The sequence below is a fragment of the Pseudomonas hygromyciniae genome, from assembly GCF_016925675.1.
In the GTDB taxonomy this organism is placed as follows: Bacteria; Pseudomonadota; Gammaproteobacteria; order Pseudomonadales; family Pseudomonadaceae; genus Aquipseudomonas; species Aquipseudomonas hygromyciniae.
In genome coordinates, this window is the sequence record NZ_CP070506.1 from 4,959,265 (window position 1) to 4,985,784 (window position 26,520).

Annotated in this window: 27 protein-coding genes; 9 read left to right on the forward strand and 18 right to left on the reverse strand. The window is 59.9% G+C overall.

What is annotated here, in order from left to right; translation table 11 throughout:
- Positions 1-28: 28 nt before the first annotated feature.
- The 4 genes from JTY93_RS22190 to mreB all read right to left on the reverse strand — a co-directional run bounded on the left by JTY93_RS22190 (position 29) and on the right by mreB (position 3,416).
- Positions 29-625: a Maf family protein gene (locus tag JTY93_RS22190; RefSeq protein WP_205476355.1), complete on the reverse strand. Its 597-nt coding sequence runs from the start codon at positions 623-625 to the stop codon at positions 29-31.
- A 50-nt stretch (positions 626-675) separates the two neighbouring features.
- Positions 676-1,164 (reverse strand): rod shape-determining protein MreD, encoded by a 489-nt coding sequence (mreD, locus tag JTY93_RS22195; protein ID WP_029291827.1) that lies wholly within the window; start codon positions 1,162-1,164, stop codon positions 676-678.
- The gene (mreC, locus tag JTY93_RS22200) at positions 1,164-2,210 is read right to left on the reverse strand and encodes a rod shape-determining protein MreC (protein WP_029291829.1); all 1,047 of its coding nucleotides are present in this window, start codon (positions 2,208-2,210) and stop codon (positions 1,164-1,166) included. Before mreC ends, mreD begins: the two co-directional genes overlap by 1 nt.
- Before the next feature lie 168 nt (positions 2,211-2,378).
- A complete protein-coding gene (gene mreB / locus JTY93_RS22205) occupies positions 2,379-3,416 on the reverse strand; it encodes a rod shape-determining protein MreB (RefSeq protein WP_002555108.1) in 1,038 nt (345 codons plus the stop codon).
- 210 nt (positions 3,417-3,626) lie between these two features.
- Here mreB and gatC point away from each other — a divergent pair, with 210 nt between their 5' ends.
- The 6 genes from gatC (at position 3,627) to JTY93_RS22235 (ending at position 8,856) form a co-directional block, all read left to right on the forward strand.
- Complete coding sequence (gene gatC, locus JTY93_RS22210) at positions 3,627-3,914, forward strand: Asp-tRNA(Asn)/Glu-tRNA(Gln) amidotransferase subunit GatC (RefSeq protein ID WP_003216077.1); 288 nt, start codon at positions 3,627-3,629, stop codon at positions 3,912-3,914.
- Between the two features lie 16 nt (positions 3,915-3,930).
- A complete protein-coding gene (gene gatA, locus JTY93_RS22215; protein WP_205476356.1) occupies positions 3,931-5,382 on the forward strand; it encodes an Asp-tRNA(Asn)/Glu-tRNA(Gln) amidotransferase subunit GatA in 1,452 nt (483 codons plus the stop codon).
- A 10-nt stretch (positions 5,383-5,392) separates the two neighbouring features.
- Positions 5,393-6,838, forward strand: a complete 1,446-nt coding sequence (gene gatB, locus JTY93_RS22220) for an Asp-tRNA(Asn)/Glu-tRNA(Gln) amidotransferase subunit GatB (RefSeq protein ID WP_205476357.1) — start codon at positions 5,393-5,395, stop codon at positions 6,836-6,838.
- Between the two features lie 160 nt (positions 6,839-6,998).
- On the forward strand, positions 6,999-7,370 hold the full coding sequence (locus JTY93_RS22225; protein ID WP_205476358.1) for a septal ring lytic transglycosylase RlpA family protein: 372 nt from the start codon (positions 6,999-7,001) through the stop codon (positions 7,368-7,370).
- Between the two features lie 59 nt (positions 7,371-7,429).
- Complete coding sequence (locus JTY93_RS22230; RefSeq protein ID WP_205476376.1) at positions 7,430-8,476, forward strand: calcium/sodium antiporter; 1,047 nt, start codon at positions 7,430-7,432, stop codon at positions 8,474-8,476.
- Positions 8,473-8,856 carry a carboxymuconolactone decarboxylase family protein gene (locus tag JTY93_RS22235; RefSeq protein WP_154906608.1) on the forward strand — a complete coding sequence of 128 codons (384 nt, stop codon included), beginning with the start codon at positions 8,473-8,475 and terminating at the stop codon, positions 8,854-8,856. Before JTY93_RS22230 ends, JTY93_RS22235 begins: the two co-directional genes overlap by 4 nt.
- Before the next feature lie 110 nt (positions 8,857-8,966).
- Here the strand turns inward: JTY93_RS22235 and JTY93_RS22240 are convergent, their stop codons facing one another.
- From JTY93_RS22240 to kdgD, 5 genes are all read right to left on the reverse strand, one after another.
- Entirely contained in the window at positions 8,967-9,908 is a 942-nt protein-coding gene (locus JTY93_RS22240) for an AEC family transporter (protein ID WP_205476359.1), read from the reverse strand.
- 162 nt (positions 9,909-10,070) lie between these two features.
- Positions 10,071-11,624 carry a galactarate dehydratase gene (gene garD, locus JTY93_RS22245; protein WP_092238286.1) on the reverse strand — a complete coding sequence of 518 codons (1,554 nt, stop codon included), beginning with the start codon at positions 11,622-11,624 and terminating at the stop codon, positions 10,071-10,073.
- A gap of 12 nt (positions 11,625-11,636) precedes the next feature.
- Positions 11,637-13,001, reverse strand: a complete 1,365-nt coding sequence (locus JTY93_RS22250; protein WP_029291889.1) for an MFS transporter — start codon at positions 12,999-13,001, stop codon at positions 11,637-11,639.
- 189 nt (positions 13,002-13,190) lie between these two features.
- Positions 13,191-14,636 (reverse strand): aldehyde dehydrogenase family protein, encoded by a 1,446-nt coding sequence (locus tag JTY93_RS22255; protein ID WP_029291891.1) that lies wholly within the window; start codon positions 14,634-14,636, stop codon positions 13,191-13,193.
- A gap of 54 nt (positions 14,637-14,690) precedes the next feature.
- Entirely contained in the window at positions 14,691-15,602 is a 912-nt protein-coding gene (gene kdgD / locus JTY93_RS22260; protein ID WP_029291893.1) for a 5-dehydro-4-deoxyglucarate dehydratase, read from the reverse strand.
- 228 nt (positions 15,603-15,830) lie between these two features.
- On the opposite strand from kdgD, the gene JTY93_RS22265 reads away from it, so the two are divergent.
- Positions 15,831-16,985 (forward strand): phospholipase, encoded by a 1,155-nt coding sequence (locus JTY93_RS22265; protein WP_104910906.1) that lies wholly within the window; start codon positions 15,831-15,833, stop codon positions 16,983-16,985.
- A gap of 48 nt (positions 16,986-17,033) precedes the next feature.
- Here JTY93_RS22265 and JTY93_RS22270 read toward each other — a convergent pair whose 3' ends face one another.
- From JTY93_RS22270 to rplM, 8 genes are all read right to left on the reverse strand, one after another.
- Positions 17,034-17,783: a FadR/GntR family transcriptional regulator gene (locus JTY93_RS22270; RefSeq protein WP_029291897.1), complete on the reverse strand. Its 750-nt coding sequence runs from the start codon at positions 17,781-17,783 to the stop codon at positions 17,034-17,036.
- Positions 17,784-17,933: 150 nt separating this feature from the next.
- Positions 17,934-18,350 (reverse strand): ClpXP protease specificity-enhancing factor, encoded by a 417-nt coding sequence (locus tag JTY93_RS22275; RefSeq protein ID WP_029291899.1) that lies wholly within the window; start codon positions 18,348-18,350, stop codon positions 17,934-17,936.
- Positions 18,351-18,367: 17 nt separating this feature from the next.
- Positions 18,368-18,985: a glutathione S-transferase N-terminal domain-containing protein gene (locus JTY93_RS22280; protein WP_027604841.1), complete on the reverse strand. Its 618-nt coding sequence runs from the start codon at positions 18,983-18,985 to the stop codon at positions 18,368-18,370.
- Between the two features lie 150 nt (positions 18,986-19,135).
- The gene (locus JTY93_RS22285; protein ID WP_205476360.1) at positions 19,136-19,915 is read right to left on the reverse strand and encodes a cytochrome c1; all 780 of its coding nucleotides are present in this window, start codon (positions 19,913-19,915) and stop codon (positions 19,136-19,138) included.
- The gene (locus JTY93_RS22290; RefSeq protein ID WP_003188526.1) at positions 19,915-21,126 is read right to left on the reverse strand and encodes a cytochrome b; all 1,212 of its coding nucleotides are present in this window, start codon (positions 21,124-21,126) and stop codon (positions 19,915-19,917) included. The genes JTY93_RS22285 and JTY93_RS22290 overlap by 1 nt, the downstream gene beginning before the upstream one ends.
- Entirely contained in the window at positions 21,126-21,719 is a 594-nt protein-coding gene (gene petA, locus JTY93_RS22295) for a ubiquinol-cytochrome c reductase iron-sulfur subunit (protein WP_038443372.1), read from the reverse strand. The genes JTY93_RS22290 and petA overlap by 1 nt, the downstream gene beginning before the upstream one ends.
- A gap of 268 nt (positions 21,720-21,987) precedes the next feature.
- Complete coding sequence (gene rpsI / locus JTY93_RS22300) at positions 21,988-22,380, reverse strand: 30S ribosomal protein S9 (RefSeq protein ID WP_003171743.1); 393 nt, start codon at positions 22,378-22,380, stop codon at positions 21,988-21,990.
- 14 nt (positions 22,381-22,394) lie between these two features.
- Positions 22,395-22,823: a 50S ribosomal protein L13 gene (gene rplM, locus JTY93_RS22305; RefSeq protein WP_029291908.1), complete on the reverse strand. Its 429-nt coding sequence runs from the start codon at positions 22,821-22,823 to the stop codon at positions 22,395-22,397.
- Positions 22,824-23,071: 248 nt separating this feature from the next.
- On the opposite strand from rplM, the gene JTY93_RS22310 reads away from it, so the two are divergent.
- Complete coding sequence (locus tag JTY93_RS22310) at positions 23,072-24,112, forward strand: NADP(H)-dependent aldo-keto reductase (protein WP_205476361.1); 1,041 nt, start codon at positions 23,072-23,074, stop codon at positions 24,110-24,112.
- A 113-nt stretch (positions 24,113-24,225) separates the two neighbouring features.
- Here JTY93_RS22310 and JTY93_RS22315 read toward each other — a convergent pair whose 3' ends face one another.
- Positions 24,226-25,362: an acyl-CoA dehydrogenase family protein gene (locus JTY93_RS22315; RefSeq protein ID WP_205476362.1), complete on the reverse strand. Its 1,137-nt coding sequence runs from the start codon at positions 25,360-25,362 to the stop codon at positions 24,226-24,228.
- A 220-nt stretch (positions 25,363-25,582) separates the two neighbouring features.
- Here JTY93_RS22315 and JTY93_RS22320 point away from each other — a divergent pair, with 220 nt between their 5' ends.
- Positions 25,583-26,503 (forward strand): GlxA family transcriptional regulator, encoded by a 921-nt coding sequence (locus tag JTY93_RS22320; protein WP_205476377.1) that lies wholly within the window; start codon positions 25,583-25,585, stop codon positions 26,501-26,503.
- The last annotated feature ends 17 nt before the right edge of the window (positions 26,504-26,520 follow it).

Below are 26,520 nucleotides of genomic sequence, written 5' to 3' on the forward strand. Positions count from 1 at the left end.
GCTTAAATGTGGCGCTGGAGTAAAGCGTTCAGCGCACGGAAAGGTGTTGCCAACAGGGTATGCCGAAATGGCTCAGCAGTTCTGCTGTTTCGCAGACCGGCAGGCCAACGACTGCGGAGTAGCTGCCATTGAGGCCGGCGACAAACACCGCCGCCAGCCCTTGGATAGCATAGCCGCCCGCCTTGTCCTGGGGTTCCCCGCTGTGCCAGTAAGTCGTTGCTTCGTGTGTTGAAATCTTGCGAAAGCGCACGCGGCTACTGACCAGGCGCGTTTCGCAGCGCTGGCCATCGAGCACGGCAATGGCGGTGAGGACTTCGTGTTCACGATCAGAAAGGGCCAGCAGCATGGCCAGGGCATCGGCCTGATCCAGGGGCTTGCCCAGGATTCGGCCATCGAGGATGACGGCGGTATCGGCGCCCAGCACGCAGGTATTTGCGCTGTCGGCCAATGTCGCCAGGCCTGCGGCGGCTTTGCCACGGGCCAGGCGTTCGACATAGGCCGCAGGTGATTCGTTGCCCAGGGGTGTTTCATCGATGGCGGCGTTGACCACGGTGAACGGCACGCCGATCTGGGTCAGCAGTTCACGTCGCCGAGGAGAGCCGGAGGCCAGATAAAGCGCATGCATTGCAGACTCTCCCTGTGGGTTCGATAACCAGGCAGAGCCTCGCGACCCACTCAATTGATTTTATAGCGGCGACGCAACCCACGCAGGCCGAAGCTGATCCATGGCCACAACAGCGCACTGACCAAGGCCGGCAAGACCAGCGCCAAGGTGGGTTGGCGGTTGCCGGTCAAGGCGCTGAGCCACAGTTGCACCAACTGGGCCAGACCGAAGATCACCAGGATGACCAGGCACTGCTGCCACATCGGGAACATACGCAGGCGTTGCTGCAACGACAGCACCAAGAATGTAATCAGCGTAAGAATCAACGCGTTCTGCCCGAGCAACGTGCCATACATCACGTCCTCAGCCAGCCCCAGGCACATCGCAGTGACCATGCCGACCTTGTGCGGCAGGGCCAGGGCCCAGAATGCCAGGAGCAATGCCAGCCATAGCGGGCGTAGGATTTCCATGAATTGCGGCATCGGCGAAACGCTGAGCAGCATACCGATGGCGAATGTCAACCAGACCATCCAGCCATTGCGTGAATGAGTACCGGCCATTATTGCGCCCCCTGTCGAGTGGTTGCCGGCGTGGGCGCCGCAGCAGGCGCAGTCGCCGCTGGTTTGACTGGCCGAGCAGGTTGGGCCACCGGCTTGGCCGGTGTCGCGGCAGCAGGCGTAGCAGGTACAACCGGTGTCGCCACAGGTGCCGCTGGCTTGGGTACGGTTGCCGGGATGATCGGCGTCGCAGTGCCGTCTTGCTTGTCTTGTGCTTCCTGGGCTTGGGCGGCGTCGTTGGCGCGCTCTTCCGGCGTGCGCGTGTCACTGAACACCAGCAACAGGTAGCGGCTGCGGTTCAGCGCAGCCGTTGGCACCGCACGCACAATCGCAAAGGGCTGCCCGGAATCGTGGATCACTTCCTTGACCGTCGCCACCGGGTAGCCTGCCGGGAACCGCTGGCCAAGACCGGAGCTGACCAGCAGGTCGCCTTCCTTGATGTCGGCGGTGTCCGCCACATGCCGCAGCTCCAGGCGCTCGGGGTTACCCGTACCGCTGGCAATCGCCCGCAGGCCATTGCGGTTGACCTGCACCGGAATGCTGTGGGTGGTGTCGGTGAGCAGCAGCACGCGGGAGGTATAGGGCATCAACTCAACCACCTGGCCCATCAGGCCACGGGCATCGAGCACCGGTTGGCCAAGGACCACGCCATCGCGCTCGCCCTTGTTGATGATGATGCGGTGGGTGAAGGGGTTGGGGTCCATGCCGATCAACTCGGCCACTTCGACCTTTTCGTTGACCAACGCGGAAGAATTGAGCAACTCGCGCAGCCGGACGTTCTGTTCGGTCAGGGCCGCCAGCTTTTGCATGCGCCCCTGCAACAGCAGGTTTTCGGTCTTGAGTTTTTCGTTCTCGGCCACCAGTTCGGTACGGCTGCCAAATTGGCTGGCCACACCTTGCCATAGCCGTTGCGGCAGGTCAGTGATCCAGTAGGACTGCATCAATACCAGCGACATCTGGCTACGCACTGGCTTGAGCAGTGTGAAGCGGGCATCGACCACCATCAGTGCGACCGATAGCACGACCAGCACCAACAAGCGCACGCCCAATGAGGGGCCTTTAGCGAAGAGCGGTTTAATAGGCCGCTCCTCCCGGGCAGATATTCTCTTTATTCATACGGCATCAAACCGGCCTGGATGCAGATTGAAGAAGATAAACGCCAACAGGCAGCACTGCAAAGTGCTGCCTGTTGGCGAAACATGGCGCAACCAACGATCTTATTCGCTGGAGAGCAGGTCCATGGTGTGTTTATCCATCATTTCCAGTGCACGACCACCGCCACGGGCCACGCAGGTCAGCGGGTCTTCGGCGACAATCACCGGCAGGCCGGTTTCCTGGGCCAGCAGCTTGTCGAGGTCGCGCAGCAAGGCGCCGCCACCGGTCAGCACCAGGCCACGCTCGGCGATATCGGAAGCCAGTTCCGGCGGCGATTGCTCCAGGGCGCTTTTTACCGCCTGAACGATGGTGGCCAGGGACTCTTGCAGAGCTTCCAGCACTTCATTGGAGTTCAAGGTAAAGGCACGCGGAACGCCTTCGGCCAGGTTGCGACCGCGCACATCGACTTCGCGCACTTCGCCGCCCGGATAAGCGGTACCGATTTCCTGCTTGATGCGCTCGGCGGTGGATTCGCCGATCAGGCTGCCGTAGTTACGGCGCACATAAGTGATGATTGCTTCGTCGAAGCGGTCGCCGCCAACCCGTACGGATTCGGCATACACCACCCCATTGAGGGAGATCAGGGCGATTTCAGTGGTACCACCACCGATATCCACCACCATCGAACCGCGCGCTTCTTCAACCGGCAGGCCGGCACCGATGGCCGCAGCCATTGGTTCTTCGATCAGGAACACTTCGCGGGCACCGGCGCCAAGGGCCGATTCACGGATGGCACGACGCTCCACCTGGGTGGATTTGCATGGAACGCAGATCAGCACACGAGGGCTGGGCTGCAGGAAACTGTTTTCGTGAACCTTGTTGATGAAGTACTGCAGCATCTTCTCGCAGACGCTGAAGTCGGCGATCACGCCGTCTTTCATCGGACGAATGGCGGCAATGTTGCCAGGTGTGCGGCCGAGCATACGCTTGGCCTCGGTGCCCACGGCAACGACACTTTTCTGATTACCATGGGTCCGAATGGCCACAACCGATGGCTCATTCAGGACGATACCGCGCTCGCGCACGTAAATAAGGGTGTTGGCAGTGCCCAGGTCGATGGAAAGATCGCTGGAAAACATGCCACGCAGTTTCTTGAACATGGGAAAGGGACCCTAGGCAACGCGTGGGTAAAAAAGTGCGGCAAACTCTAACAACGACAGGGATTTTGGGCAAGGCGCCAATGTGCTAAATTGGCCGACTTTCTGTGCACCTAACCCCACAATCGCGGCCTTATGACCGTAGAAATGCGGTAGTGTTCCGACAATCTAACACACGGATAGCTTCCGTTCTGTTTTCCACTGGAGAATCCCATGGCGCTTGAACGCTCCGACGTGGAAAAAATCGCTCATTTGGCCTGCCTGGGCCTCAATGAAGCCGATCTTCCACAGACCACCGCAGCCCTGAACAGCATTCTCGGGCTGGTCGACCAGATGCAAGCGGTGAATACCGACGGCATCGAACCCCTGGCCCACCCACTGGAAGCCAGCCAGCGCCTGCGCGCAGACGTCGTGACCGAACGCAATAATCGCGAGGCCTACCAGTCCATCGCACCAGCGGTCGAAAACGGCCTGTACCTGGTTCCGAAAGTCATCGACTAAAGGGAAAGAGCCTGCAATGCATCAATTGACTCTGGCCGAGATCGCCCGCGGTCTCGCCGACAAAAAGTTTTCTTCCGAAGAGCTGACCAAGGCCCTCCTGGCGCGTATCGCCGAGCTGGATCCGAAGGTCAACAGCTTCATCAGCCTCACCGAGGAGCTGGCCCTGGGCCAGGCCAAGGCCGCCGACGCCCGTCGCGCCAACGGTGAAAACGGCGCGCTGCTGGGTGCGCCGATCGGTCACAAGGACCTGTTCTGCACCCAGGGCATCCGCACCAGCTGCGGCTCGAAGATGCTCGACAACTTCAAGGCGCCCTATGACGCCACGGTCGTCGCCAAGCTGGCCGAAGCCGGGGCCGTGACCCTGGGCAAGACCAACATGGACGAATTCGCCATGGGCTCGGCCAACGAATCGAGCTACTACGGCGCGGTGAAAAACCCGTGGAACGCGGAGCACGTGCCCGGCGGTTCGTCCGGTGGTTCGGCCGCAGCCGTTGCCGCGCGCCTGCTGCCGGCCGCTACGGCCACCGATACCGGCGGCTCGATCCGCCAGCCCGCCGCCTTCACCAACCTCACCGGCCTGAAACCGACCTACGGTCGCGTTTCCCGCTGGGGCATGATTGCCTACGCGTCCAGCCTCGACCAGGGCGGCCCGTTAGCCCGCACCGCCGAAGACTGCGCAATATTGTTACAAGGCATGGCCGGCTTCGACGCGAAGGACTCCACCAGCATCGATGAGCCGGTGCCGGACTACAGCGCCAGCCTCAATACCTCGCTCAAAGGCCTGCGTATCGGCGTGCCGAAAGAGTATTTCAGCGCCGGCCTCGACCCGCGTATCGCCGAACTGGTGCACAACAGCATCAAGGAGCTGGAAAAACTCGGCGCGGTGATCAAGGAAATCAGCCTGCCGAACAACCAGCACGCGATTCCTGCTTATTACGTGATTGCCCCGGCCGAAGCCTCCTCCAACCTGTCGCGTTTCGACGGCGTGCGCTTTGGCTATCGTTGTGAAGATCCGAAAGACCTCACCGACCTGTACAAACGCTCCCGCGGCGAAGGCTTCGGCGTGGAGGTACAGCGCCGGATCATGGTCGGGGCCTACGCCTTGTCGGCTGGCTACTACGATGCTTACTACCTCAAGGCGCAAAAGATCCGGCGCCTGATCAAGAACGACTTCATGGCTGCCTTCAATGAAGTCGACCTGATCATCGGCCCAACCACGCCGAACCCGGCCTGGAAGATCGGCGCCAAGACCGGCGACCCGATCGCCGAGTACCTGGAAGACCTGTACACCATCACCGCCAACCTCGCGGGCTTGCCGGGCTTGTCCATGCCAGCCGGTTTCGTCGATGGCCTGCCGGTGGGCGTGCAGTTGCTTGCCCCGTATTTCCAGGAAGGCCGCTTGCTCAATGTGGCGCACCAGTACCAGTTGAACACTGACTGGCACACTCGCACCCCAACCGGCTTCTGAGGAGAACACTATGCAATGGGAAGTTGTGATCGGGCTGGAGATTCATACCCAGCTCGCCACCCAATCGAAGATTTTCTCCGGTAGCGCCACCACGTTCGGCTCAGAGCCCAACACCCAGGCCAGCCTGGTAGACCTGGGCATGCCTGGCGTATTGCCAGTGTTGAACCAGGAAGCGGTGCGCATGGCGGTGATGTTCGGCCTGGCGATTGACGCCGAAATCGGCCAGCACAACGTGTTCGCGCGCAAGAACTACTTCTATCCGGACCTGCCCAAGGGCTACCAGATCAGCCAGATGGAATTGCCGATCGTCGGCAAGGGCTACCTGGATATCCCCCTGGAAGACGGCACCATCAAACGTGTGGGCGTGACCCGTGCGCACCTGGAAGAAGATGCCGGCAAGAGCCTGCATGAAGAATTCAATGGCGCCACCGGCATCGACCTGAACCGCGCTGGCACGCCGCTGCTGGAGATCGTGTCCGAGCCGGACATGCGCAGTGCCAAGGAAGCAGTGGCCTACGTCAAGACCATCCACGCACTGGTGCGCTACCTGGGGATTTGCGACGGCAACATGGCCGAAGGCTCCCTGCGTTGCGACTGCAACGTGTCGGTGCGGCCTAAAGGCCAGGTTGAGTACGGCACCCGCTGCGAGATCAAGAACGTCAACTCGTTCCGTTTCATCGAAAAAGCGATCAACACCGAAGTGCGTCGCCAGATCGAGCTGATCGAAGACGGCGGCAAGGTGATCCAGCAGACGCGCCTGTACGACCCGAACAAAGACGAAACCCGCGCCATGCGCAGCAAGGAGGAAGCCAACGACTACCGTTACTTCCCCGATCCGGACCTGTTGCCGGTGGTCATCGAGGATTCGTTCCTAAATGACGTGCGCGCCACCCTGCCGGAATTGCCACCGCAAAAACGCGAACGCTTCCAGGCGCAGTTCGGCCTGTCGGTGTATGACGCCAGCGTCCTGGCATCGAGCCGCGAGCAGGCCAACTACTTCGAAAAAGTCGTGAGCATCGCGGGCGACGCCAAGTTGGCGGCCAACTGGGTCATGGTCGAACTGGGTAGCCTGTTGAACAAACAGGGCCTGGAAATCGACGAAGCCCCGGTCTCGGCCGAACAACTGGGCGGCATGTTGCTGCGCATCAAGGACAACACCATCTCCGGCAAAATCGCCAAGACTGTGTTTGAGGCCATGGCCAGCGGTGAAGGCAACGCCGACGAGATCATCGAGAAGCGCGGCCTCAAGCAAGTCACCGACAGCGGCGCCATCTCGGCCGTTCTTGATGAAATGCTCGCAGCCAATGCGGAGCAGGTCGAACAGTACCGTGCGGCCGACGAAGCCAAGCGCGGCAAGATGTTCGGCTTCTTTGTGGGCCAGGCGATGAAGGCCTCCAAAGGCAAGGCCAACCCGCAACAGGTGAACGAATTGCTCAAGAGCAAGCTCGAAGGCTGATAGCAATGAATGGTCCGAGCGGGATTTTACTTGCGACTCGGACCCCATGTGGGAGCGGGCTTGCCCGCGATGACGGAGTGTCAGTCAATGTATTTGGCGACTGATTCACCGCTATCGCGAGCAAGCCCGCTCCCACATTTGTAATGGGGACACCTTGAAAATGAAGCGTCTACTCGGCCTGTGCGCCCTGTTCTCCCTGCTCACCGGCTGCGCCAGCGGCCTGATAGACCCCAACGGCTACGACGAAACCGGCACCGCGTCCTACTACGGCGCCAAGCACCATGGCAAGAAGACCGCCAGCGGTGAACCCTTCAACCAACACGCCCTGACCGCCGCCCACCGGCGCCTGCCATTCGGCACGCGGGTGCAGGTCACCAACCTGGCCAACGACAAATCCGTGGTGGTGCGCATCAATGATCGCGGCCCACATACCCGTGGCCGGCTGATCGATCTTTCACGCCAGGCCGCCGAGCAGTTGGGTATGCTGCGCAGCGGAACCGCGCGCGTGCGCGTGCAAGCCCTGAGCAACTGACTGACGGAGCCCTGACCATTTTCGGATTAAGCGCCCTTTCGCCCATAAGCCTGATTGAACTGATCAGCGGCCTGCTGCTGCTGATTGCCGGTGCCGAAATGCTGGTACGCGCCGCCGTGCGCCTGGCCGCCAGCCTCAAGGTCCGGCCACTGATCATTGGCTTGAGCATCGTGGCCTTTGGCAGCAGCGCGCCGCAAATTGCCGTCAGCCTGCAGGCCACACTGGCCGGCAATGCCGATATTGCCGTGGGCAGTGTGATTGGCAGCAGCATCTTCAATATCCTCGTCACCCTGGGTCTTTCGGCGCTGATTATTCCCCTGCGCGTGTCACGGCAACTGGTGCGCCTGGATATTCCGGTGATGATCGCCGCGGGCATGCTGGTGTTTGTTCTCGCCAGTGATGAAGCACTGACACCGCTTGATGGCCTGACCTTGCTTGCCGCCCTGCTCGCCTATCTGGGCCTGTTGCTGTACCAGACCCGCCATTCGCGCCGCCCGCGCACCCGCGACACGCTGGTACAGGCGCCGTGGCTGAGCAGTTTGCTGTGGATGATCGGCGGGCTCGTGTTGTTGGTGTTCGCCGGGCATCTGGTGCTGGGCGCAGCGGCGGAAGTGGCCAGCGACCTGGGCCTGTCCGAGCGGGTGATCGGCCTGACCATCGTCGCCGTCAGCACCTCGCTGCCGTGCCTGGCGACCTCGCTGATCGCTGCCCTGCGCGGCGAGCGGGAGATTGCGGTGGGGAACGTGATCGGCAGCAACCTGTTCAACCTGTTGGGGGTTCTGGGTTTTACCGCGCTGGTGGCGCCGCAGCCCTTGTCGGTGTCGCCCAACGCCCTGGATTTCGACCTGCCGGTAATGCTCGGCGTTGTGGTGTTGTGCCTGCCCGTGTTTTACACCGGCTACCGCATCACCCGCGCCGAAGGCTTGCTGCTGCTGGGGCTGTACCTGGCGTATGGGCTGCACGTGGTGTCGTTTACCACCGGCATGCCACTGGCCAACAAACTGGAACAACTGATGCTGTATTACGTCCTGCCAGCGCTGGTGGCTTTCCTGTTGTTCACCTCGCTGCGAGCCTGGTACCGCCAACACAAGAGGGAGTCGCAATGACCGATCAAGCGAAATCCGGCGTTGAAATGCGCCGCCAGGTAATGGGCGATGCGTTTGTCGACCGCGCCCTGGGCAATGCCACCGAGTTCACCCAGCCGTTGCAGGACTTCGTCAACGAACATGCCTGGGGCGGGGTGTGGAACCGTGAAGGCTTGCCGCTGAAGACGCGCAGCCTGATTACCCTCGCTGCGCTGACCGCCTTGAAGTGCCCGCAGGAGCTCAAGGGCCATGTACGCGGGGCACTCAACAATGGCTGTACGGTTGAAGAAATTCGCGAGGCGCTGCTGCATTGCGCGGTGTATGCCGGCGTGCCGGCGGCGATCGATGCGTTTCGGGCGGCGCAGGAAGTGATCGAGGCGTATCAGCCAGCTCAGCAGTGACTGCAAGAGAGCTATCGCGGGCAAGCCCGCTCCCACATTTTGAGTTGTGAACACACTTCAAGTGTAGGAGCGGGCTTGCCCGCGATTGGCCCTGAAGACCACCCTTCATTTCAGATCCAGCCGCCCGCCTGCAGCACAAAGATCCCGATATTGGTGGTCACCGCCGCCATCAATGTGGTGATCACGATAATCGCCGCCGCCAGTTCATGGTTACCCTGGGCTGCACGGGCCATGACAAAACTGGCTGCGGCCGTCGGTGCGCCAAAATACAGGAACAGAATTCCCAACTCCGGCCCCCGGAAACCATACAGCCAGGCGCCTACGGTCGCCACGAGCGGCAGACCGATCATCTTCACCAGGCTGGCGCTCAATGCCATGTTGCCGCTTTGGCGCAATGCGGCCAGTGACAGAGTGCCGCCAATGCAGATCAGCGCCAGGGGCAGCGTCATATCGGCCAAGTACCGCCCGGAGGTTTCCAGCCAATTGGGCAAGCCAATCTGGAAATAGGCAAACGGTGTCGCAGCAATCACACTGAGGATCAGCGGGTTGGCCAGTACGCTCTTGCAAATACTCCACGGGTCAGACTTGATCACTGGGCTGTAGACCGCCAGCACAATGGTCGACAGGGTGTTGTAGAACAGGATCACCAACCCCGCGAGGATCGCCCCGAGGGAAATGCCGTAGTCCCCATACATGCTGGCTGCCAGTGCCAGGCCGATCACCCCGTTGTTACCGCGAAATGCCCCTTGGGCATAGATACCCCGGTCCTCACGCGGGCAGCGAAAGATCGCCCAGCCCCAGGCCAGAGCAAAGCCGACCAGCGTGGCGACAGAGAAATAGATCAGCAGTTCTGGCTTGAGCGCCGAATGCAGGTCGGCGTGCAGAATCCCCAGAAACAGCAACGCCGGCATGGTGACGTTGAACACCAGGGCCGATGCGGTGTGGATAAAGTTGTCGTTGATCCAATTGATGCGCTTGAGCAGGACGCCCAGAAACAACATGGCAAATACCGGCGCGGTGATTGTCAGGGTTTGCAGGAATATAGCCAGCATGCTGGGGAGAACCTTGGGTGAGCTTCGGTAGGTGGCTAATGATAAGCCAAACAGCCCAGCGCCGCCTGACAGACCGCTATCGCGGGCAAGCCCGCTCCCACATGTTGATAGACGCTGTCGAATGTGGGAGCGGGCTTGCTCGCGAATACAGGCAACTCGGTCTCAGGTAATAGGCGCCGGGTTGAACAAGGTGATGTCATTGTGCAGCTTGTGCTGCTCGGCCCAGGTCTGCTTTTTGCCGCTGGCCACGTCCAGATAGAAGTGGAACAACTCCCACCCCAACTCCTCGATGGTCGCACGCCCAGTCGCGATCCTTCCGGCATCGATATCGATCAGGTCTGGCCAGCGCTGCGCCAGCTCCGTACGGGTCGAGACCTTCACCACGGGGGCCATCGCCAACCCATAGGGCGTGCCCCGCCCCGTGGTGAACACATGCAGGTTCATCCCCGCCGCCAGTTGCAGGGTGCCACAGACAAAATCGCTGGCCGGCGTCGCGCAAAAGATCAGGCCTTTGCCCTTGAACCGCTCACCCGGCCCAAGCACGCCATTGATCGCGCTGCTACCGGACTTGACGATGGAGCCCAGGGACTTCTCGACAATGTTCGATAGGCCGCCCTTCTTGTTGCCCGGCGTGGTATTGGCACTGCGGTCGGCCTCGCCCTTGGCCAGGTAGCGGTCGTACCAGTCCATTTCCCGCACCAGTTCGCGGGCGACTTCCTGGTTTTCGGCGCGGGAAGTCAGCAGGTAAATGGCGTCGCGCACTTCAGTCACTTCGGAAAACATCACCGTCGCCCCGGCCCGCAGCAACAGGTCCGAGGCGTAGCCCAGCGCCGGGTTGGCGGTGATCCCGGAAAACGCGTCGCTCCCCCCACATTGCATGCCGAGGATCAGTTGCGCAGCCGGTACCGTTTCCCGCCGGCGCAGGTCGAGTTTTTTCAGGCGGGTTTCGGCCAGTTCCATGATCTGTTCGATCATTTCGGTAAAACCGTGGCTGGCGTCCTGTAGGCGATACAGCCACGGTTCACTGAGGTCCACCGAGCTGTCGTTGTCGTGCATCACCTGCCCGGCCTGCAACTTCTCGCAGCCCAGGCTGATCACCAGCGCTTCGCCACCCAGGTTCGGGTTGCGCGCCAGATTGCGCACGGTGCGGATCGGGATATAGGCGTCGGTGGCGGTGATGGCCACGCCGCAACCATAGCTGTGGGTCAGTGCCACCACGTCATCGACATGCGGGTACTTGGGCAGCAACTCGTCCTTGATGCGCTTGACCGCATGGTCCAGCACGCCGGTCACGCACTGCACAGTAGTGGTGATGCCAAGGATATTGCGCGTGCCCACGGTGCCATCCGCATTGCGATAGCCCTCGAAGGTGAAACCTTCCAAGGGTGCCTGGGCTTCGGGCACTTCGGTGGACAGCGGCAAGCTGTCCAGCGGCGGCGCGGTGGGCATACGCAGTTGGTCTTCCTGGACCCAACTGCCGCGCGGTATCGGCTGCAAGGCGTAACCGATAGTTTGGCCATAGCGAATGATCTGACCGCCTTGGGGGATATCTTCCAGGGTCACCTTGTGGCTCTGGGGAATGAACTCCACGGTCACCAGGCCGTCCGGGAACTCGGTCCCGGCCGGCACGCCTTGGTCGTTGACCACAATCACTACATTGTCGCGCTCGTGCAAACGGATGGAGCGCGGCGAATCGGCATGTTCAATCAACTGCATCACACGGCCCCTTCAGGATTGCGCTTGGGAAAGGTTAGTCAACTCGGGGCCTTTGCTCGGCGGCTCATTGAGCACCACACGCTTGATCGGGCCGACAATCACCAGGTAACTGAATACTGCTACCAGCGCATTGGCGCCGACGAACACCAGGGCCCACTTGAACGAACCGGTGGTGCTGATGATGTAGCCAATCACGATTGGCGTGGTGATGGAAGCCAGGTTGCCAAACGTGTTGAACAGGCCGCCGCTGAGGCCGGCGATTTGTTTTGGCGAGGTGTCAGACACCACCGCCCAACCCAGTGCGCCAACGCCTTTGCCGAAGAAGGCCAGGGCCATGAAGCCCACGACCATCCATTCCACATCCACGTAGTTGCAGGCAATGATGCTGCTGGAAACCAGCAAGCCGGCAATGATCGGTGCCTTGCGCGCGAAAGTCAGGGAATGGCCCTTGCGCAGCAGGTAGTCGGAAATCACCCCGCCCAGCACGCCGCCGATAAAGCCGCAGATCGCCGGGAGCGACGCGATGAAGCCGGCCTTGAGGATGGTCATGCCACGGTCCTGTACCAGGTACACCGGGAACCAGGTCAGGAAGAAGTAGGTAATGCCGTTGATGCAGTACTGGCCCAGGTACACGCCGAGCATCATGCGATTGGTCAGCAACTGACGGATGTAATCCCACTTCGGCCCGTCGGTTTTCTTACCCTTGGCCTTGTCCTGATCCATATCGACCATCGCCCCATTGGCAGCGATGTGATTGAACTCGGCCTCGTTGATCAGCGGGTGCTGACGCGGGCTGTAGATCACTTTCAGCCAGATCAGGGAGAACACGATGCCGATCACGCCCATCACGATAAATACGTGCTGCCAGCCGAAGCTGTAGACGATCCACCCCATCAAGGGTGCAAACAATACCGTGGCGAAGTACTGCGCCGAGTTGAAGATCGCAGACGCCGTACCACGTTCGGCGGTGGGGAACCAGGCCGCGACAATGCGCGCATTGCCGGGGAAAGAAGGTGCCTCTGCCAGGCCCACCAGGAACCGCAACATAAACAGCGCAACCACCGCGGTGGAGACCCCGAATTCACCGACATAGCCTTGCAGCACGGTGAACAGCGACCAGGTGAAGATGCTCAGGGCATAGACTTTTTTCGAACCGAACCGGTCCAGCAGCCAACCGCCAGGGATTTGCCCGGCCACGTAGGCCCAACCGAAAGCAGAGAAGATGTAACCGAGGGTGACGGCGTCGATGCCGAGGTCTTTTTGCAGGCTGGAACCTGCGATGGCGATGGTGGCGCGGTCGGCGTAGTTGATCGTCGTCACCAGGAACAGCATGAGCAAGATCAAATAACGGACGTGCGTCGGCTTGGTCGCTTGCATGTAGATGTACTCCCACTAATTATTTTTTTTGCGGGTAATTGTTGTGTGTTGCGTAACGCTGGCTCTTGTAGGAGCGAGCTTGCTCGCGAAAAACGTCAACGATAACGCGTACATCCAGGTAGGACGTGTCGCCATAAAGTTTTTCGCGAGCAAGCTCGCTCCTACAGCCCCCCCTTTCCGGGGCTGGGTTTATGAGCCGATGTAGCTGGTTTTCACCACGGTGTAGAACTCTTGCGCATAGCGACCTTGCTCACGCGAACCGTAGGATGAACCCTTCCGGCCACCAAAGGGAACGTGATAATCCACACCTGCGGTCGGCAGGTTGACCATCACCATCCCGGCCTGGGAGTGGCGCTTGAAGTGGTTGGCATACTTGAGCGAGGTGGTCGCGATGCCCGCAGACAGGCCGAACTCGGTGTCATTGGCCATGGCCAGCGCCGCCTCGTAGTCCGCTACGCGCACCACGTTGGCCACTGGGCCGAAGATTTCTTCACGGCTGATACGCATGGCGGCCTCGCTGTCGGCAAACAGTGTCGGCGCCAGGAAATAGCCCTCGGTGTCGCAGGTCACCAGGCCACCACCGCTGACCAACCGCGCGCCTTCGCCTTGGCCGATATCGATGTACTTCAAGTCCTGGTCCAACTGGGCCTGAGACACGACCGGGCCGATATCCGTACCGGCATGCAGGGCATGGCCGACCTTGATCGATTGCATGCGCTCGGCCATGGCCGCGACAAACCGGTCATGAATCCCAGCCGTCACGATAAAGCGACTCGATGCCGTGCAGCGCTGGCCAGTGGAGTAGAAGGCACTCTGCACCGACAGTTCGACGGCCTGCTTGAGGTCAGCGTCGTCGAGAATGATCTGCGGATTCTTGCCGCCCATTTCCAACTGCACCTTGGCCTGGCGCGACACGCAGCTGACCGCGATCTGCCGCCCCACGCCCACGGAACCGGTGAAGCTGATGCCATCGACCTTCGAACTGTTGACCAGCGCATCGCCGACCACGCGACCACTGCCCATCACCAGGTTGAACACGCCACTGGGGAAGCCGGCGCGGGAGATGATTTCTGCCAGGGCCCAGGCACAGCCGGGCACCAGGTCGGCCGGTTTGAGCACCACGCAGTTGCCATAGGCCAGGGCCGGGGCGATTTTCCAGGCGGGGATGGCAATCGGGAAGTTCCACGGGGTGATCAGACCCACCACGCCCAAGGCTTCGCGGGTGACTTCGACATTCACCCCTGGGCGCACCGACGGCAGGTAATCACCGGACAAGCGCAGGCACTCACCGGCAAAGAACTTGAAGATATTGCCGGCGCGGGTCACCTCGCCGATGGCTTCCGGCAGGGTCTTGCCCTCTTCGCGGGCCAGCAGCGTACCGAGTTCTTCGCGGCGGGCGAGGATCTCGCTGCCGACTTTGTCCAGGGCGTCATGCCGGGCCTGGATGCCGGAGGTCGACCACGCCGGGAACGCCGCGCGCGCGGCGTCGATGGCGGCGTCGACCTGGGCCAGATCGGCCTTGGCAAATTCGCCGATCACATCCGACAGGTCCGAGGGGTTGATATTGCTTGAGTAGTCAGCACCGGCCACCCACTGGCCACCGATGTAGTTGTCAAAACGCTTGGCTTGGGACACGAATCTTCTCCTGACGCAAAAAGCCGCTGATCACTCAGCGGCTTTATTCATGGGTTATTGCGCACCTTGCTTGTCGATCAGCGCGGCCAGGGCTTCATATTCTTCTGGCAGCAGATCGGTCAGCGGGGTGCGCACTGGGCCTGCGTCATAGCCGGCGATTTTTGCACCCGCCTTGACGATGCTCACGGCATAGCCGGCCTTGCGGTTACGGATGTCGAGGTAAGGCAAGAAGAAGTCGTCGATGATCTTGTCGACAGTGGCGTGATCTTCCCGGGCAATCGCGTGGTAGAAGTCCATCGCGGTTTTGGGAATGAAGTTGAACACCGCCGAGGAATACACCGGGACGCCAAGCGCCTTGTAGGCCGCGGCGTAAACCTCGGCGGTCGGCAGGCCGCCCAGGTAGCTGAAACGATCGCCCAGGCGACGGCGGATCGACACCATCAGTTCGATATCACCCAGGCCATCCTTGTAGCCAATCAGGTTCGGGCAACGTTCGGCCAGGCGCTCGAGCAGTGGCGCGGTCAGGCGGCAGACGTTGCGGTTGTACACCACCACACCAATTTTTACTGACTTGCACACCGCCTCGACGTGGGCGGCGACGCCGTCCTGGCTGGCTTCGGTCAAGTAGTGCGGCAGCAGCAGCAGGCCCTTGGCCCCCAGGCGCTCGGCTTCCTGGGCGTATTCGATGGCTTGGCGCGTGGAGCCGCCGACACCGGCCAGGATCGGCACGCTGGTGGCGCAGGTATCAACGGCGGTTTTTACCACTTGGGAATATTCACTGGCTGCCAGGGAGAAAAACTCACCGGTGCCGCCTGCCGCGAACAAGGCAGTGGCGCCGTAGGGGGCCAGCCACTCCAGACGCTTGATGTAACCCGCCTGGTTGAAATCACCCTGGGCATTGAAATCGGTGACCGGGAAAGACAGCAGACCGTGGGAAAGGATGGACTTCAGTTCTTGTGGATTCATTATTCGAACACCCTGGATAACGACTGATACTGGGGAATGGTTTTTGTTGTCGTACGTCATCGTACAACCATAAAAGTATTCGTCAACACTATTTCGTCGACTTGCATGGGTCTTGAGGACGTTTACTGGCAACCCCCTTGACGTAGGAAATTGCTCCGCTATTCTTGCAATAGCTGTATATACATACAGCCATCAAGGAAGAATCCTACGACATAGCAAGGAGCTAACATGTCAGAACTTGAATCGGTCATCACCCGCAAACCCCTCCCCTCCCTACGCTTCGAAGGCGGCGAGCACACCGCTATTGGCGATGAGACGCTACTGCGGTTCGTACAGGGCGAGCCCTCTATTCCGGGGGCGCAAGTCAAACTGCATCTGCCTAATGGCCTGGCTTTGACCTATGGCCAGATCATCGCCCTGGGCGGTGATTTCTATGGGATCCCCGGCCAGCCCATCAGCGACGGTGCATCGCCAGCCGAGCGCGTGCAGCGCTTTACCGCCGCGTTCAACTCCCTGGCCACGCTGCCGGCGTCGCGGGACGAAGCGGGCAAAATTCTCGCGGTCATGCAAAAGGAGATCAACGCGGTCAAGCAGGCCATCAAGGAGGGTAAGCAGGCCCATGAAGCCTATGACGCACTTGGAGATACGTTGTCTGAAGAGTGGAATCGCATCACCGGCGGCGGCAGCGTTGTTTCAGCCATGGTGCCCTTGGGGCGCTACCTTAAGCTGGCCGCCGACAACGCCGATCATTTCGGAGAATGGGCGCTGTCAGCCTATCTGGCTGGGCACACCGGCGCCCTGCAACAAGCGGTCGTCGCCCACCAAAGTGGCAGCGACCAGCAATTGGAACTGGCTTATGCCATGAACAGTTTTGCTGATCACTTTTTGACCGACCTGTTTTCCGCGGGGCACCTGCGCGTACCGCGCAAGCAACTGGCTCGCGTAGTCACACCGGGTGAGCTGGGGTCGTTGATCAGCCGCTTCATGCATGACGAAGACAGCAAGTTCGGGCTCAAGGTACGCAACGCACTGGGCGATGAGTGGCACGCCTATGGCGACAAACGCTATTTCGACAGCAATGATGCGGCCAACCGCGCTCAGGTCAAACGCGCGGTGCAGGCCTCGGCCGATGAGATTTTCGAGGCCTATGTCAGTGGCATCCTGCCCTCCCCGGCCACGTACAAGGCACCGCTGTACGTGCCGGACCTGAATGCGGTGAACAACCCGAGCACTAACTTCTCACCGCTGTTCAAGGCCGAGGGCGACAAGGTGCTGCGACGCAAGGACGTCAACAACCTCAACGACAAACAGTGGACGAATGATTGGTGGGGCTGGAGCACCTACCTGCTGCTGCAAAACTACACACCCAATACGCCAGCCTAAAACCAGGCGCAGATGCCGGGACGCCGGCATCTGCGCCATCGACGAGCATCAGCCGCGCTGCGCCTGCGCCTCTTCATGTGCCTGGCGCAATCGCTCGCGGCTGTTTGTCAGGTGCAGGCGCATCGCCGCTCGCGCCGCATCCGAATCCTGGCGGGCGATCGCTTCGTAAATCTCTTCGTGCTCACGGCTCAGGCGGCTCATGTAGTGCTGCTGGTCATCATGGGCCAGGCGCGCTGAGTTCAGGCGCGTACGCGGGATAATGCTGGTGCCCAGGTGCGTCATGATATCGGTGAAGTAGCGATTGCCGGTGGACAACGCAATCTGCAGATGGAACTGGAAGTCCGACGCCACTGCATCGCTGGCGTGCGCCGCACTTTCATTCAAGGCATCGAGGGCGGCGCGCATCGCGGCCAACTGTTCGTCGCTGCGACGCTGGGCCGCGAGGCCGGCGGATTCCACTTCCAGGCTGATGCGCAGTTCCAGAATCGCCAACACATCGCGCAACGTCACCACCGTCGCCGGATCGATCCGGAACCCGCTGGGGCTCGGCGTATCCAGCACAAAGGTACCGATGCCATGCCGGGTCTCCACCTGCCCGGCCGCCTGCAGGCGCGAGATCGCCTCGCGCACCACCGTACGGCTGACCCCATGGGCTTCCATGATCGCTGATTCGGTGGGCAACTTATCCCCACGATTGAGCTGGCCGTCGCGGATCTGCTCGGACAACACCGTGACCAGTTCCTGGGCAAGGCTGCGACGCTTGCGGGGAAGACGCGGGGCGGTGCTGAGGTTTTCCATGGGTAGCCAATTATCTCGATGATCTGAAGGCGCATCATAGCCCAAGCAGGTTGTACGATCACCGCTCACCGCGACTTTGTAGCGCGCAAAAAAATGCCCCGGCCAAAGCCGGGGCACTTTTTCAGCACGTGCCCGCAGGCGCATGCTCCGTCACTTCACCACTTTCAAGCTCGGCCGGCCCGTAGGGCGCGGCGGCTCGGAGTCAGGCGGCGGCAGGTCGTCATCTTCAACTTCGATCGCTTCGTCGTCGTCAAGCGACGACTCCAGATCAAACACCATGCCCTGGCCATTTTCCCGGGCATAAATGCCCAGGATCGCGCCGATGGGCACATAGAGCGTATGGGGTACCCCACCAAAACGCCCTTCAAAGCTGACCGCTTCATTGTCCATGTGCAGTTGGCGTACGGCACTGGGCGAAACGTTCAGGACAATCTGTCCGTCGCTGGCAAAACCTTGTGGCACCTGCACCGCAGGGAACTCGGAATTGACCAGCATGTGCGGGGTGCAATCGTTGTCCACAATCCACTCGTAGAGCGCGCGGACCAGGTAAGGTCGACTGGAGTTCATCAACGGCTCCTTAAGCCTTAGCGCATATCACGTTCGACGCCAGACAGACTTGCCTGGAAAGCCTCACGCGCAAACTGGCGCTCCATGTAATCAAGCAGCGGCTTGGCAGGCCGCGGCAGTTCAATGCCCAAAATCGGCAAACGCCAGAGTATGGGCAATAGGCAGCAATCCACCAGGCTTTGTTCCTCACTGAGGAAAAAAGGTTTGTCGGCGAATAACGGTGAAACGCCGGTCAGGCTCTCGCGCAATTCCTTGCGCGCCTGCACACGGGCCGCTTCTTTGCTGCGTGTATCCAGAATCAGATCCACCAGCCCACACCAGTCACGCTGGATCCGATGGATCAGCAAGCGGCTGTTGGCACGCGCCACCGGATACACCGGCAGCAAAGGTGGATGGGGGTAACGCTCATCCAGATATTCCATCACCACGGTTGACTCCCACAACGCCAGGTCACGATCGACCAGGGTGGGCAAGCTGCCGTAAGGGTTCACTTCGATCAGTTTCGGCGGGTGACGACCCACCTCCACACTGATGATCTCGGCGCTGACACCCTTCTCTGCGAGCACGATGCGTACTCGGTGGGAATAGTGGTCGGCGGGGTCGGAGTAACAGGCCAACCGGTTGGTCACGCCCATGGCGGTCCTCCTCGCTTGTTGAAATTATCGAAAGCTCAAAAACGAGCGCGCCCAGAAAGCATCTCCCGTAACACCTGGATCAACCAGAGCGTTACCCGTTTAGAGACGTCGCTGGGCGCGCAAGATTAACAGCAATTGCCTAAGGTTGGATCAATGCACATCCTTCCAGTATTCACGCTTGAGCAAATAAGCGAATACGAAGAAGAAAGCCAGGTACAGCAACACATAGGTACCGATGCGTTGGTGCTCCAGTTTGACCGGGTTGGCGGAGTACGCCAGGAAGGTCACCAGGTTCTTGACCTTCTCGTCGAACTGCTCCTCGTTCAGCGCACCGCTCTTGGGCACGATGGTCAGTTGATCACATGCCTCATGGGTCAACGGCGTGCCAGTCAGCGGGTCATATTGCTTCTTGCCGTTTTCCACGACTTGAACCTGCTTGCATCCTACCACCTGACGCCCTTGCAGGCCGACCAGCACGTTAGGCATACCGACGTTCGGGAACACCTTGTTGTTCACGCCCCAGGGACGTGTAGGGTCTTCGTAGAACGACTTCAGGTAGCCATACAGCCAGTCGGTGCCACGTACGCGTGCTACCAGGGTCAGGTCGGGCGGTGCAGCCCCGAACCAGGCCTTGGCGTCGGCCGGTTGCATGCCGATGTTCATGTGGTCACCAATCTTGGCACCAGTGAACACCAGGTTCTTGAGCATCAGCTCATGGGGGATACCCAGGTCATCGGCTACCCGCTCGTAACGCTGGAACTTGGCGCTGTGGCAGCCCATGCAGTAGTTGGCGAACGTGCGGGCGCCGTCTTGCATGGCAGCCTTGTCAGAAACGTCGATATCGACTTTTTCCAGGTCTGCACCTGCACCGGCAGCAAAAGACAGGGTTGGCAGGGCAGCAAGAATCAATGCAACAAATAATTTTTTCATCAGCCAGTCACCCTTTCCGGAACCGGTTTTGTCTTCTCGAGCCGGGTGTAGAACGGCATCAGAATGAAGTAGGCGAAGTACAGGAAGGTGCAGACCTGCGACAACAACGTCCGCTCAGGGGTTGGCGCCAATACGCCCAGCACGCCCAGGATCACGAACGAGATGCAGAACACCCACAGCCAGATCTTGCTCAGCCAGCCTTTGTAGCGCATGGATTTGACCGGGCTACGGTCAAGCCATGGCAACACGAACAGCACAGCAATGGCTGCACCCATGGCGATGACGCCCATGAGCTTGTCGGGGATCGCCCGCAAAATGGCGTAGAACGGCGTGAAGTACCAGACCGGGGCAATGTGTTCCGGGGTCTTGAAGGCGTTCGCCTGTTCGAAGTTCGGCTTCTCTAGGAAATAGCCGCCCATTTCCGGGAAGAAGAACACGATCGAGCAGAACACAAACAGGAACACCACCACGCCGACGATATCTTTGACGGTGTAGTAAGGGTGGAATGGAATGCCGTCCAGCGGGATGCCGTTCTCGTCCTTGTGCTTCTTGATGTCCACGCCGTCCGGGTTGTTCGAACCCACTTCATGCAGCGCCAGGATGTGCAGCACTACCAGGCCGAGAATCACGATCGGCAAGGCCACCACATGCAAGGCAAAGAAGCGGTTCAGGGTGATGCCCGAGATCAGGTAGTCACCACGGATCCACTGGGTCAGGTCGTTGCCGATGACCGGGATTGCGCCAAACAGCGAGATGATCACCTGGGCGCCCCAGTAGGACATCTGGCCCCAAGGCAGCAGGTAGCCCATGAAGGCCTCTGCCATCAGCGCCAGGTAGATCAGCATGCCAAACACCCACACCAGCTCACGTGGCTTCTGGTACGAGCCGTAGAGCAAGCCACGGAACATGTGCAGATAGACCACGATGAAGAACGCCGAAGCGCCGGTGGAGTGCAGCAGGCGCAGGATCGAGCCGTACTCGACGTCGCGCATGATGTATTCGACGGAGGCAAATGCTTCTTCCGCCGACGGGGTGTAGCTCATGGTCAGCCAGACACCGGTAACGATCTGATTGACCAGTACCAGCAATGCCAGGGATCCAAAGAAATAGAAGAAGTTGAAGTTCTTCGGCGCGTAATACTTGCTGAGATGGTCTTCCCACATTTTGGTGGCGGGGAAGCGCGCATCCACCCAATCCATGAACTTGCTCATTACGCGCTCTCCTTATCGACACCAATGACAATAACGTCGTCAGATTCGTAGTTGTGCGGCGGAACCGGCAAGTTCAACGGAGCAGGCTGGGACTTGTAGACGCGACCGGCCAGGTCGTAGTGGGAACCGTGGCAAGGGCAGAAATAGCCGCCGACCCAGTCCTTGCCCAGGTCCACCGGCGCGACTTCCGGGCGGAAGGTCGGCGAGCAGCCCAGGTGGGTGCAAAGACCGACCAGCAGCAGAATCTCTGGCTTGATCGAACGCACTTCGTTTTGGGCGTAGGCGGGTTGGTCAGAATTCTTGGACTCGGGGTCAGATAGCTGGCCCTCGATCTTCTTCAGATTCCCCAGGATTTCCTCGGTACGACGAACGATGAATACTGGCTGGCCGCGCCACTCAGCAATCATCTGCTGGCCTGGCTCGATCTTGCTGACATTCACCTTCACCGGTGCACCTGCGGCTTTCGCCTTGGCACTGGGAAACCATGACCCCACGAACGGGACCGCAGCCCCCACCGCTCCTGCAGCACCCACCACGGATGTGGCTGCTACCAAGAAGCGACGCCGGCCTGCATTCACGCCGTCATTGCTCATTCAGTCCTCTCCCATCAGCTTTTTGGCCTGTTAAATCAGGCGTCTACTAAGTATTAAATCTGAACTTATAAAAATTTTGCCGAATGGTAATGAAAAGCCCCACCTCTGACAAGGTAATTACCCGCAGCCTAGCCTCCAAGCCTTGTAGTATAGGGGGTCTACGGATGTGGCAAGTTGTCACACAGAAAAAACCCGCACAAAACGCAGACAATAAAAAAACGCCCAGCTCCGCGAGGAGGCTGGGCGTTTTTGTGGAACGTAAAGCGAATTAACGCTTCGAGTACTGCGGACGCTTACGCGCTTTACGCAGACCGACTTTCTTACGTTCAACTTCACGGGCATCGCGAGTCACGAAGCCAGCTTTGCGCAGAGCGCCGCGCAGGGTTTCGTCGTACTGCATCAGAGCGCGAGTGATACCGTGGCGGATTGCGCCAGCTTGACCACTTACACCGCCACCGATAACGGTGACGTAGATGTCGAACTTTTCAACGGTCTCGGTCAGTTCCAGCGGCTGACGAACTACCATGCGGGCAGTTTCGCGGCCGAAGAAGTTGTCCAGAGTGCGGTTGTTGATCGAGATGTTACCAGTGCCCGGACGCAGGAAAACGCGTGCGGTTGCGGTTTTGCGACGGCCAGTGCCGTAATTTTGAGTCGCCGACATAATGAACTATTCCGTTAAAACTTCAGTTCTTGGGGCTGCTGAGCAGCATGAGGGTGAGCAGCGCCCGCATAGACTTTCAGCTTGCGATACATGTCGCGACCCAGTGGGCCCTTCGGCAGCATACCTTTAACCGCGATCTCGATCGGGGCTTCAGGCTTCTTGGCAATCAGGCCTTCGAAGTTCGAAGACTTGATACCGCCTGGGAAACCGGAGTGACGGTAGTACATTTTGTCGCTTGCTTTGTTGCCGGTTACACGAACCTGCTCAGCGTTGATGATTACGATGTAGTCACCGGTATCAACGTGAGGGGTGTACTCAGGCTTGTGCTTGCCACGCAGACGGCTGGCGACTTCAGTGGCCAGACGACCCAGGGTCTGACCAGCGGCGTCGACGACAAACCAGTCGCGCTGAACTGTTTCCGGTTTTGCAGTAAAAGTTGTCATTCTTTAATAGCCTCAGGGGCCGCCCTGTAAATTAGACGGCGGATCTTACTGAATAGTGCGTACTTTGACAAGTCAAAGGCAGCCGGATACAGACGCTATCGGGGGCTCGGGTCAGCGCGTCCGTTCAACGGCAAGATTCTTCGGCAGGCGGCGCATCACTTCCACTGCAGAAAGAGGTGGGCAATTATGCAGATTGCGAAAAAAAATTCAACCTGCTTTTATGATTGTTTTCCCCAAAGGAGTACCCGATGGATTATCGACAGCTGGGCCGGACCGATCTGAACGTAAGCGCGATCTGCCTCGGGACCATGACCTGGGGCGAGCAGAACACCGAGGCAGAGGCCTTCGCCCAGATTGAGCGGGCCAAAGGCGCAGGGATCAATTTCCTCGATACCGCAGAAATGTACCCGGTACCGCCCAAGGCCGACACCTATGCCACCACCGAGCGCTACATCGGCAATTACTTCAAGAGCCGTGGCGACCGCGCCGACTGGATCCTCGCCAGTAAGATCGCCGGCCCCGGCAATACCATTGATTACATCCGCGACGGTCAGCTCAAGCACAACCGCAAACATATCGTCGACGCCCTGGATGCCAGCCTCAAGCGCCTGCAGACCGACTGGATCGACCTGTACCAGTTGCACTGGCCGGAGCGCAGCACCAACTTCTTCGGCCAACTGAGCTACAAGCACCAGGAAGAGCCCGACCTGACGCCCCTGGAGGAAACCCTCGAAGCCCTCGACGAGCAGGTCAAGGCTGGCAAGATCCGCCACATTGGCCTGTCCAATGAAACGCCTTGGGGCACCATGAAGTTCCTGGCCCTGGCCGAAGCCCGTGGCTGGACCCGTGCGGTGTCGATCCAGAACCCCTATAACCTGCTCAACCGCAGCTTTGAAGTGGGCCTTGCGGAGATTGCCATCCGTGAGCAATGCGGCTTGCTGGCTTATTCGCCCCTGGCGTTCGGCATGCTCAGCGGCAAATACGAAGGCGGCGCACGGCCGGCCAACGGCCGCTTGAGCCTGTACAGCCGCTTCAGCCGCTACTTCAACCCGCAATCGGAAGCTGCGTGCAGCCGCTACGTGGCCCTGGCCCGCGAGCACGGCCTGGACCCGGCGCAGATGGCCCTGGCGTTTGTGACGCAGCAGCCGTTTGTGACCAGCAATATCATTGGGGCGACGACGCTGGAGCAGCTCGATAGCAACATCGCCAGTGCTGACTTGAAGCTGTCGAAAGAGGTGTTGGAGGGGATTGAGGCGATTCAGAAGCAGCATCCCAATCCTGCGCCTTGATTGACCTTTAGGCCGCCTTCGCGAGCAAGCCCGCTCCCACATTCGAATGTATTCACACATCAAAATGTGGGAGCTGGCTTGCCTGCGATGAGGCCCTCAAAGGCACTTAAGATTTACAATGCCCGCGCAATGATCTCCTTCATGATCTCATTGGTCCCCGCATAAATGCGCTGCACCCGCGCATCCGCCCAGGCCCGGGCAATCGGGTATTCCCACATGTAACCGTAGCCACCGTGCAACTGCACGCACTCGTCGAGCACTTTGCATTGCAGGTCAGTGGTCCAGTATTTGGCCATCGCCGCCGTGGGCACATCCAGCTTGCCTTGCAGGTGCTGCTCCAGGCACTTGTCGACAAACACCCGACCAATCTGTACCTCAGTAGCAATCTCCGCCAGCTTGAAGCGGGTGTTCTGGAAGTCCGCAATCGCCTTGCCGAACGCCTTGCGCTCACGGGTGTAGTCCAGGGTCCATTGCAGCGCCGCTTCGGCCGACGCCAGGGCGCCGATCGCCACGGTCAGGCGCTCCTGAGGCAACTCCTGCATCAGGTAGGCAAAGCCCATCCCTGCCTGGCCCAACAGGTTCTCCTTGGGCACACGCACATCCTGGAAGAACAACTCAGAGGTGTCCTGGGCCTTCATCCCGACTTTCTCCAGGCGCTTGCCCTTGTCGAACCCGGGAGTATTGGCCTCGACCAGAAACAGGCTGGTGCCCTTGGCCCCCGCCTTGGGGTCGGTCTTGGCCACCACGATCACCAGGTCCGCCAGGAAGCCGTTGGTGATAAACGTCTTGGAGCCGTTGATCACATACTCATCGCCATCCAGCACCGCTGTGGTCTTGACCCCTTGCAGGTCAGACCCGGCGCCCGGCTCGGTCATGGCAATCGCGGTGACCATTTCCCCGGACACCAACTTGGGCAAGTACTTGTGCTTCAGTGCCTCACTGCCGTAATGCAGGATATACGGCGCAACAATGTCCGAATGCAGGGAGAAACCAATCCCGGTCAGCCCCAGGCGGCCGATCTCTTCGATCACCACGGTGCTGTAGAGAAAGTCGGCGCCCAGGCCGCCGTATTCTTCCGGCAGATGGGAACAGAGCATGCCCGCCTCCCCCGCCTTGCTCCACAGATTGCGATCAATATGCCCCTGCTTCTCCCATTGCGCATGGAACGGCACCGCGTCTTTTTCGAGGAAGGTGCGCACGCTCTGGCGGAAGAGTTCGTGCTCGGAGCTGAACAAGGTTCTGGGAATCATGAGTCACCTGCGTCGATTGTCAGACAAAAACAAGATCACAGAGCCTAAGCTGCACGGACGTCACAGGACACTGGACACATGCGACAAAAAATAAGACGATCCAGCCGTTAGTTGACCACTTTCCCCTATAAGAATAATCGAAATTATGTCTACCCTCGTCTCCACGCCCTTGCGGCGCGTCAGCATCCTAGCCATTGATCGGGTGTTTGCTTCCACCCTCATGCAAGCCAAGGATTTTTTCCACCTCGCCAGCCTGCGTTACGGCAAACAGCAAGGCCTGGGCCTCACGCCAGCCTTTGAAACCCGCCTTGTCAGCCCCGACGGGCAACCGGTATGTAGCTTCAGCGATGTGATCATGCCGGTGGACGGCGGCCTGGAAAACGCCGACATCATTGTCCTCCCAGCCTTCTGGGATGATTTCGACGCCCTGAGCAAACGCTACCCGCAGATCCTGCCATGGCTGCGTGAGCAGCATGCCCGGGGTGCGGTGCTCTGCGGTGAGGCCACCGGGGTGTTCTGGCTCGCCGAAGCCGGCCTGCTCGATGGCAAGGAGGCGACCACCTACTGGCGCTTCTTCAATGCGTTCAGCGAGCGCTTCCCCAAGGTCCAGCTCAATCAGGACAAGCACCTGACCGACGCCGACAACCTGTACTGCGCCGGCGGCACCACCTCAGCCTGCGATCTCTATATCTATCTGATCGAGCGTTTCTGCGGCGCCAACATCGCCCAGGCCGTGGCCCGCGACATTCTCTACGAAGTGCAGCGCAACTACGCGCCGGGGCGCATCGGGTTTGGCGGACAGAAGCTGCACCAGGACGTGATCATCCTGCAGATCCAGCATTGGCTCGAAGAACACTTCGCCGACAAATTCCGCTTTGAAGACGTCGCCCGCGAACACGGCATGAGCATCCGCAACTTTATGCGCCGGTTCCAGACCGCGACCGGCGACAAGCCGCTGCACTACCTGCAACGGCTGCGGATCGAGACGGCCAAGGGGTTGTTGTCGGGCAGCCGCAAGAGCATCAAGACCATCAGCTACGAGGTGGGTTACGACGATGCGAGCTTCTTTGCGCGGCTGTTCAGGCAGCACACGGAGTTGTCGCCGAACCAGTATCGCCAGCAGTTCCAGCAGGCCGCCTAACTAAAGCCGGGAACAAT

Coding starts and splice junctions, on each gene's coding strand:
- JTY93_RS22280 (WP_027604841.1), bottom strand. CDS start 18,985: ATGGGCGTGACCAACCGGTTGGCCTGTTACTCCGACCCCGCCGACCAC.
- gatB (WP_205476357.1), top strand. CDS start 5,393: ATGCAATGGGAAGTTGTGATCGGGCTGGAGATTCATACCCAGCTCGCC.
- JTY93_RS22270 (WP_029291897.1), bottom strand. CDS start 17,783: ATGGAAAACCTCAGCACCGCCCCGCGTCTTCCCCGCAAGCGTCGCAGC.
- JTY93_RS22290 (WP_003188526.1), bottom strand. CDS start 21,126: ATGAGCAAGTTCATGGATTGGGTGGATGCGCGCTTCCCCGCCACCAAA.
- JTY93_RS22250 (WP_029291889.1), bottom strand. CDS start 13,001: ATGCAAGCGACCAAGCCGACGCACGTCCGTTATTTGATCTTGCTCATG.
- garD (WP_092238286.1), bottom strand. CDS start 11,624: ATGCAGTTGATTGAACATGCCGATTCGCCGCGCTCCATCCGTTTGCAC.
- JTY93_RS22285 (WP_205476360.1), bottom strand. CDS start 19,915: ATGAAAAAATTATTTGTTGCATTGATTCTTGCTGCCCTGCCAACCCTG.
- mreB (WP_002555108.1), bottom strand. CDS start 3,416: ATGTTCAAGAAACTGCGTGGCATGTTTTCCAGCGATCTTTCCATCGAC.
- gatA (WP_205476356.1), top strand. CDS start 3,931: ATGCATCAATTGACTCTGGCCGAGATCGCCCGCGGTCTCGCCGACAAA.
- JTY93_RS22190 (WP_205476355.1), bottom strand. CDS start 625: ATGCATGCGCTTTATCTGGCCTCCGGCTCTCCTCGGCGACGTGAACTG.
- rpsI (WP_003171743.1), bottom strand. CDS start 22,380: ATGTCGGCGACTCAAAATTACGGCACTGGCCGTCGCAAAACCGCAACC.
- JTY93_RS22235 (WP_154906608.1), top strand. CDS start 8,473: ATGACCGATCAAGCGAAATCCGGCGTTGAAATGCGCCGCCAGGTAATG.
- JTY93_RS22320 (WP_205476377.1), top strand. CDS start 25,583: ATGCAAGCCAAGGATTTTTTCCACCTCGCCAGCCTGCGTTACGGCAAA.
- JTY93_RS22240 (WP_205476359.1), bottom strand. CDS start 9,908: ATGCTGGCTATATTCCTGCAAACCCTGACAATCACCGCGCCGGTATTT.
- rplM (WP_029291908.1), bottom strand. CDS start 22,823: ATGACAACTTTTACTGCAAAACCGGAAACAGTTCAGCGCGACTGGTTT.
- petA (WP_038443372.1), bottom strand. CDS start 21,719: ATGAGCAATGACGGCGTGAATGCAGGCCGGCGTCGCTTCTTGGTAGCA.
- gatC (WP_003216077.1), top strand. CDS start 3,627: ATGGCGCTTGAACGCTCCGACGTGGAAAAAATCGCTCATTTGGCCTGC.
- JTY93_RS22310 (WP_205476361.1), top strand. CDS start 23,072: ATGGATTATCGACAGCTGGGCCGGACCGATCTGAACGTAAGCGCGATC.
- JTY93_RS22265 (WP_104910906.1), top strand. CDS start 15,831: ATGTCAGAACTTGAATCGGTCATCACCCGCAAACCCCTCCCCTCCCTA.
- kdgD (WP_029291893.1), bottom strand. CDS start 15,602: ATGAATCCACAAGAACTGAAGTCCATCCTTTCCCACGGTCTGCTGTCT.
- JTY93_RS22225 (WP_205476358.1), top strand. CDS start 6,999: ATGAAGCGTCTACTCGGCCTGTGCGCCCTGTTCTCCCTGCTCACCGGC.
- JTY93_RS22275 (WP_029291899.1), bottom strand. CDS start 18,350: ATGAACTCCAGTCGACCTTACCTGGTCCGCGCGCTCTACGAGTGGATT.
- mreD (WP_029291827.1), bottom strand. CDS start 1,164: ATGGCCGGTACTCATTCACGCAATGGCTGGATGGTCTGGTTGACATTC.
- JTY93_RS22315 (WP_205476362.1), bottom strand. CDS start 25,362: ATGATTCCCAGAACCTTGTTCAGCTCCGAGCACGAACTCTTCCGCCAG.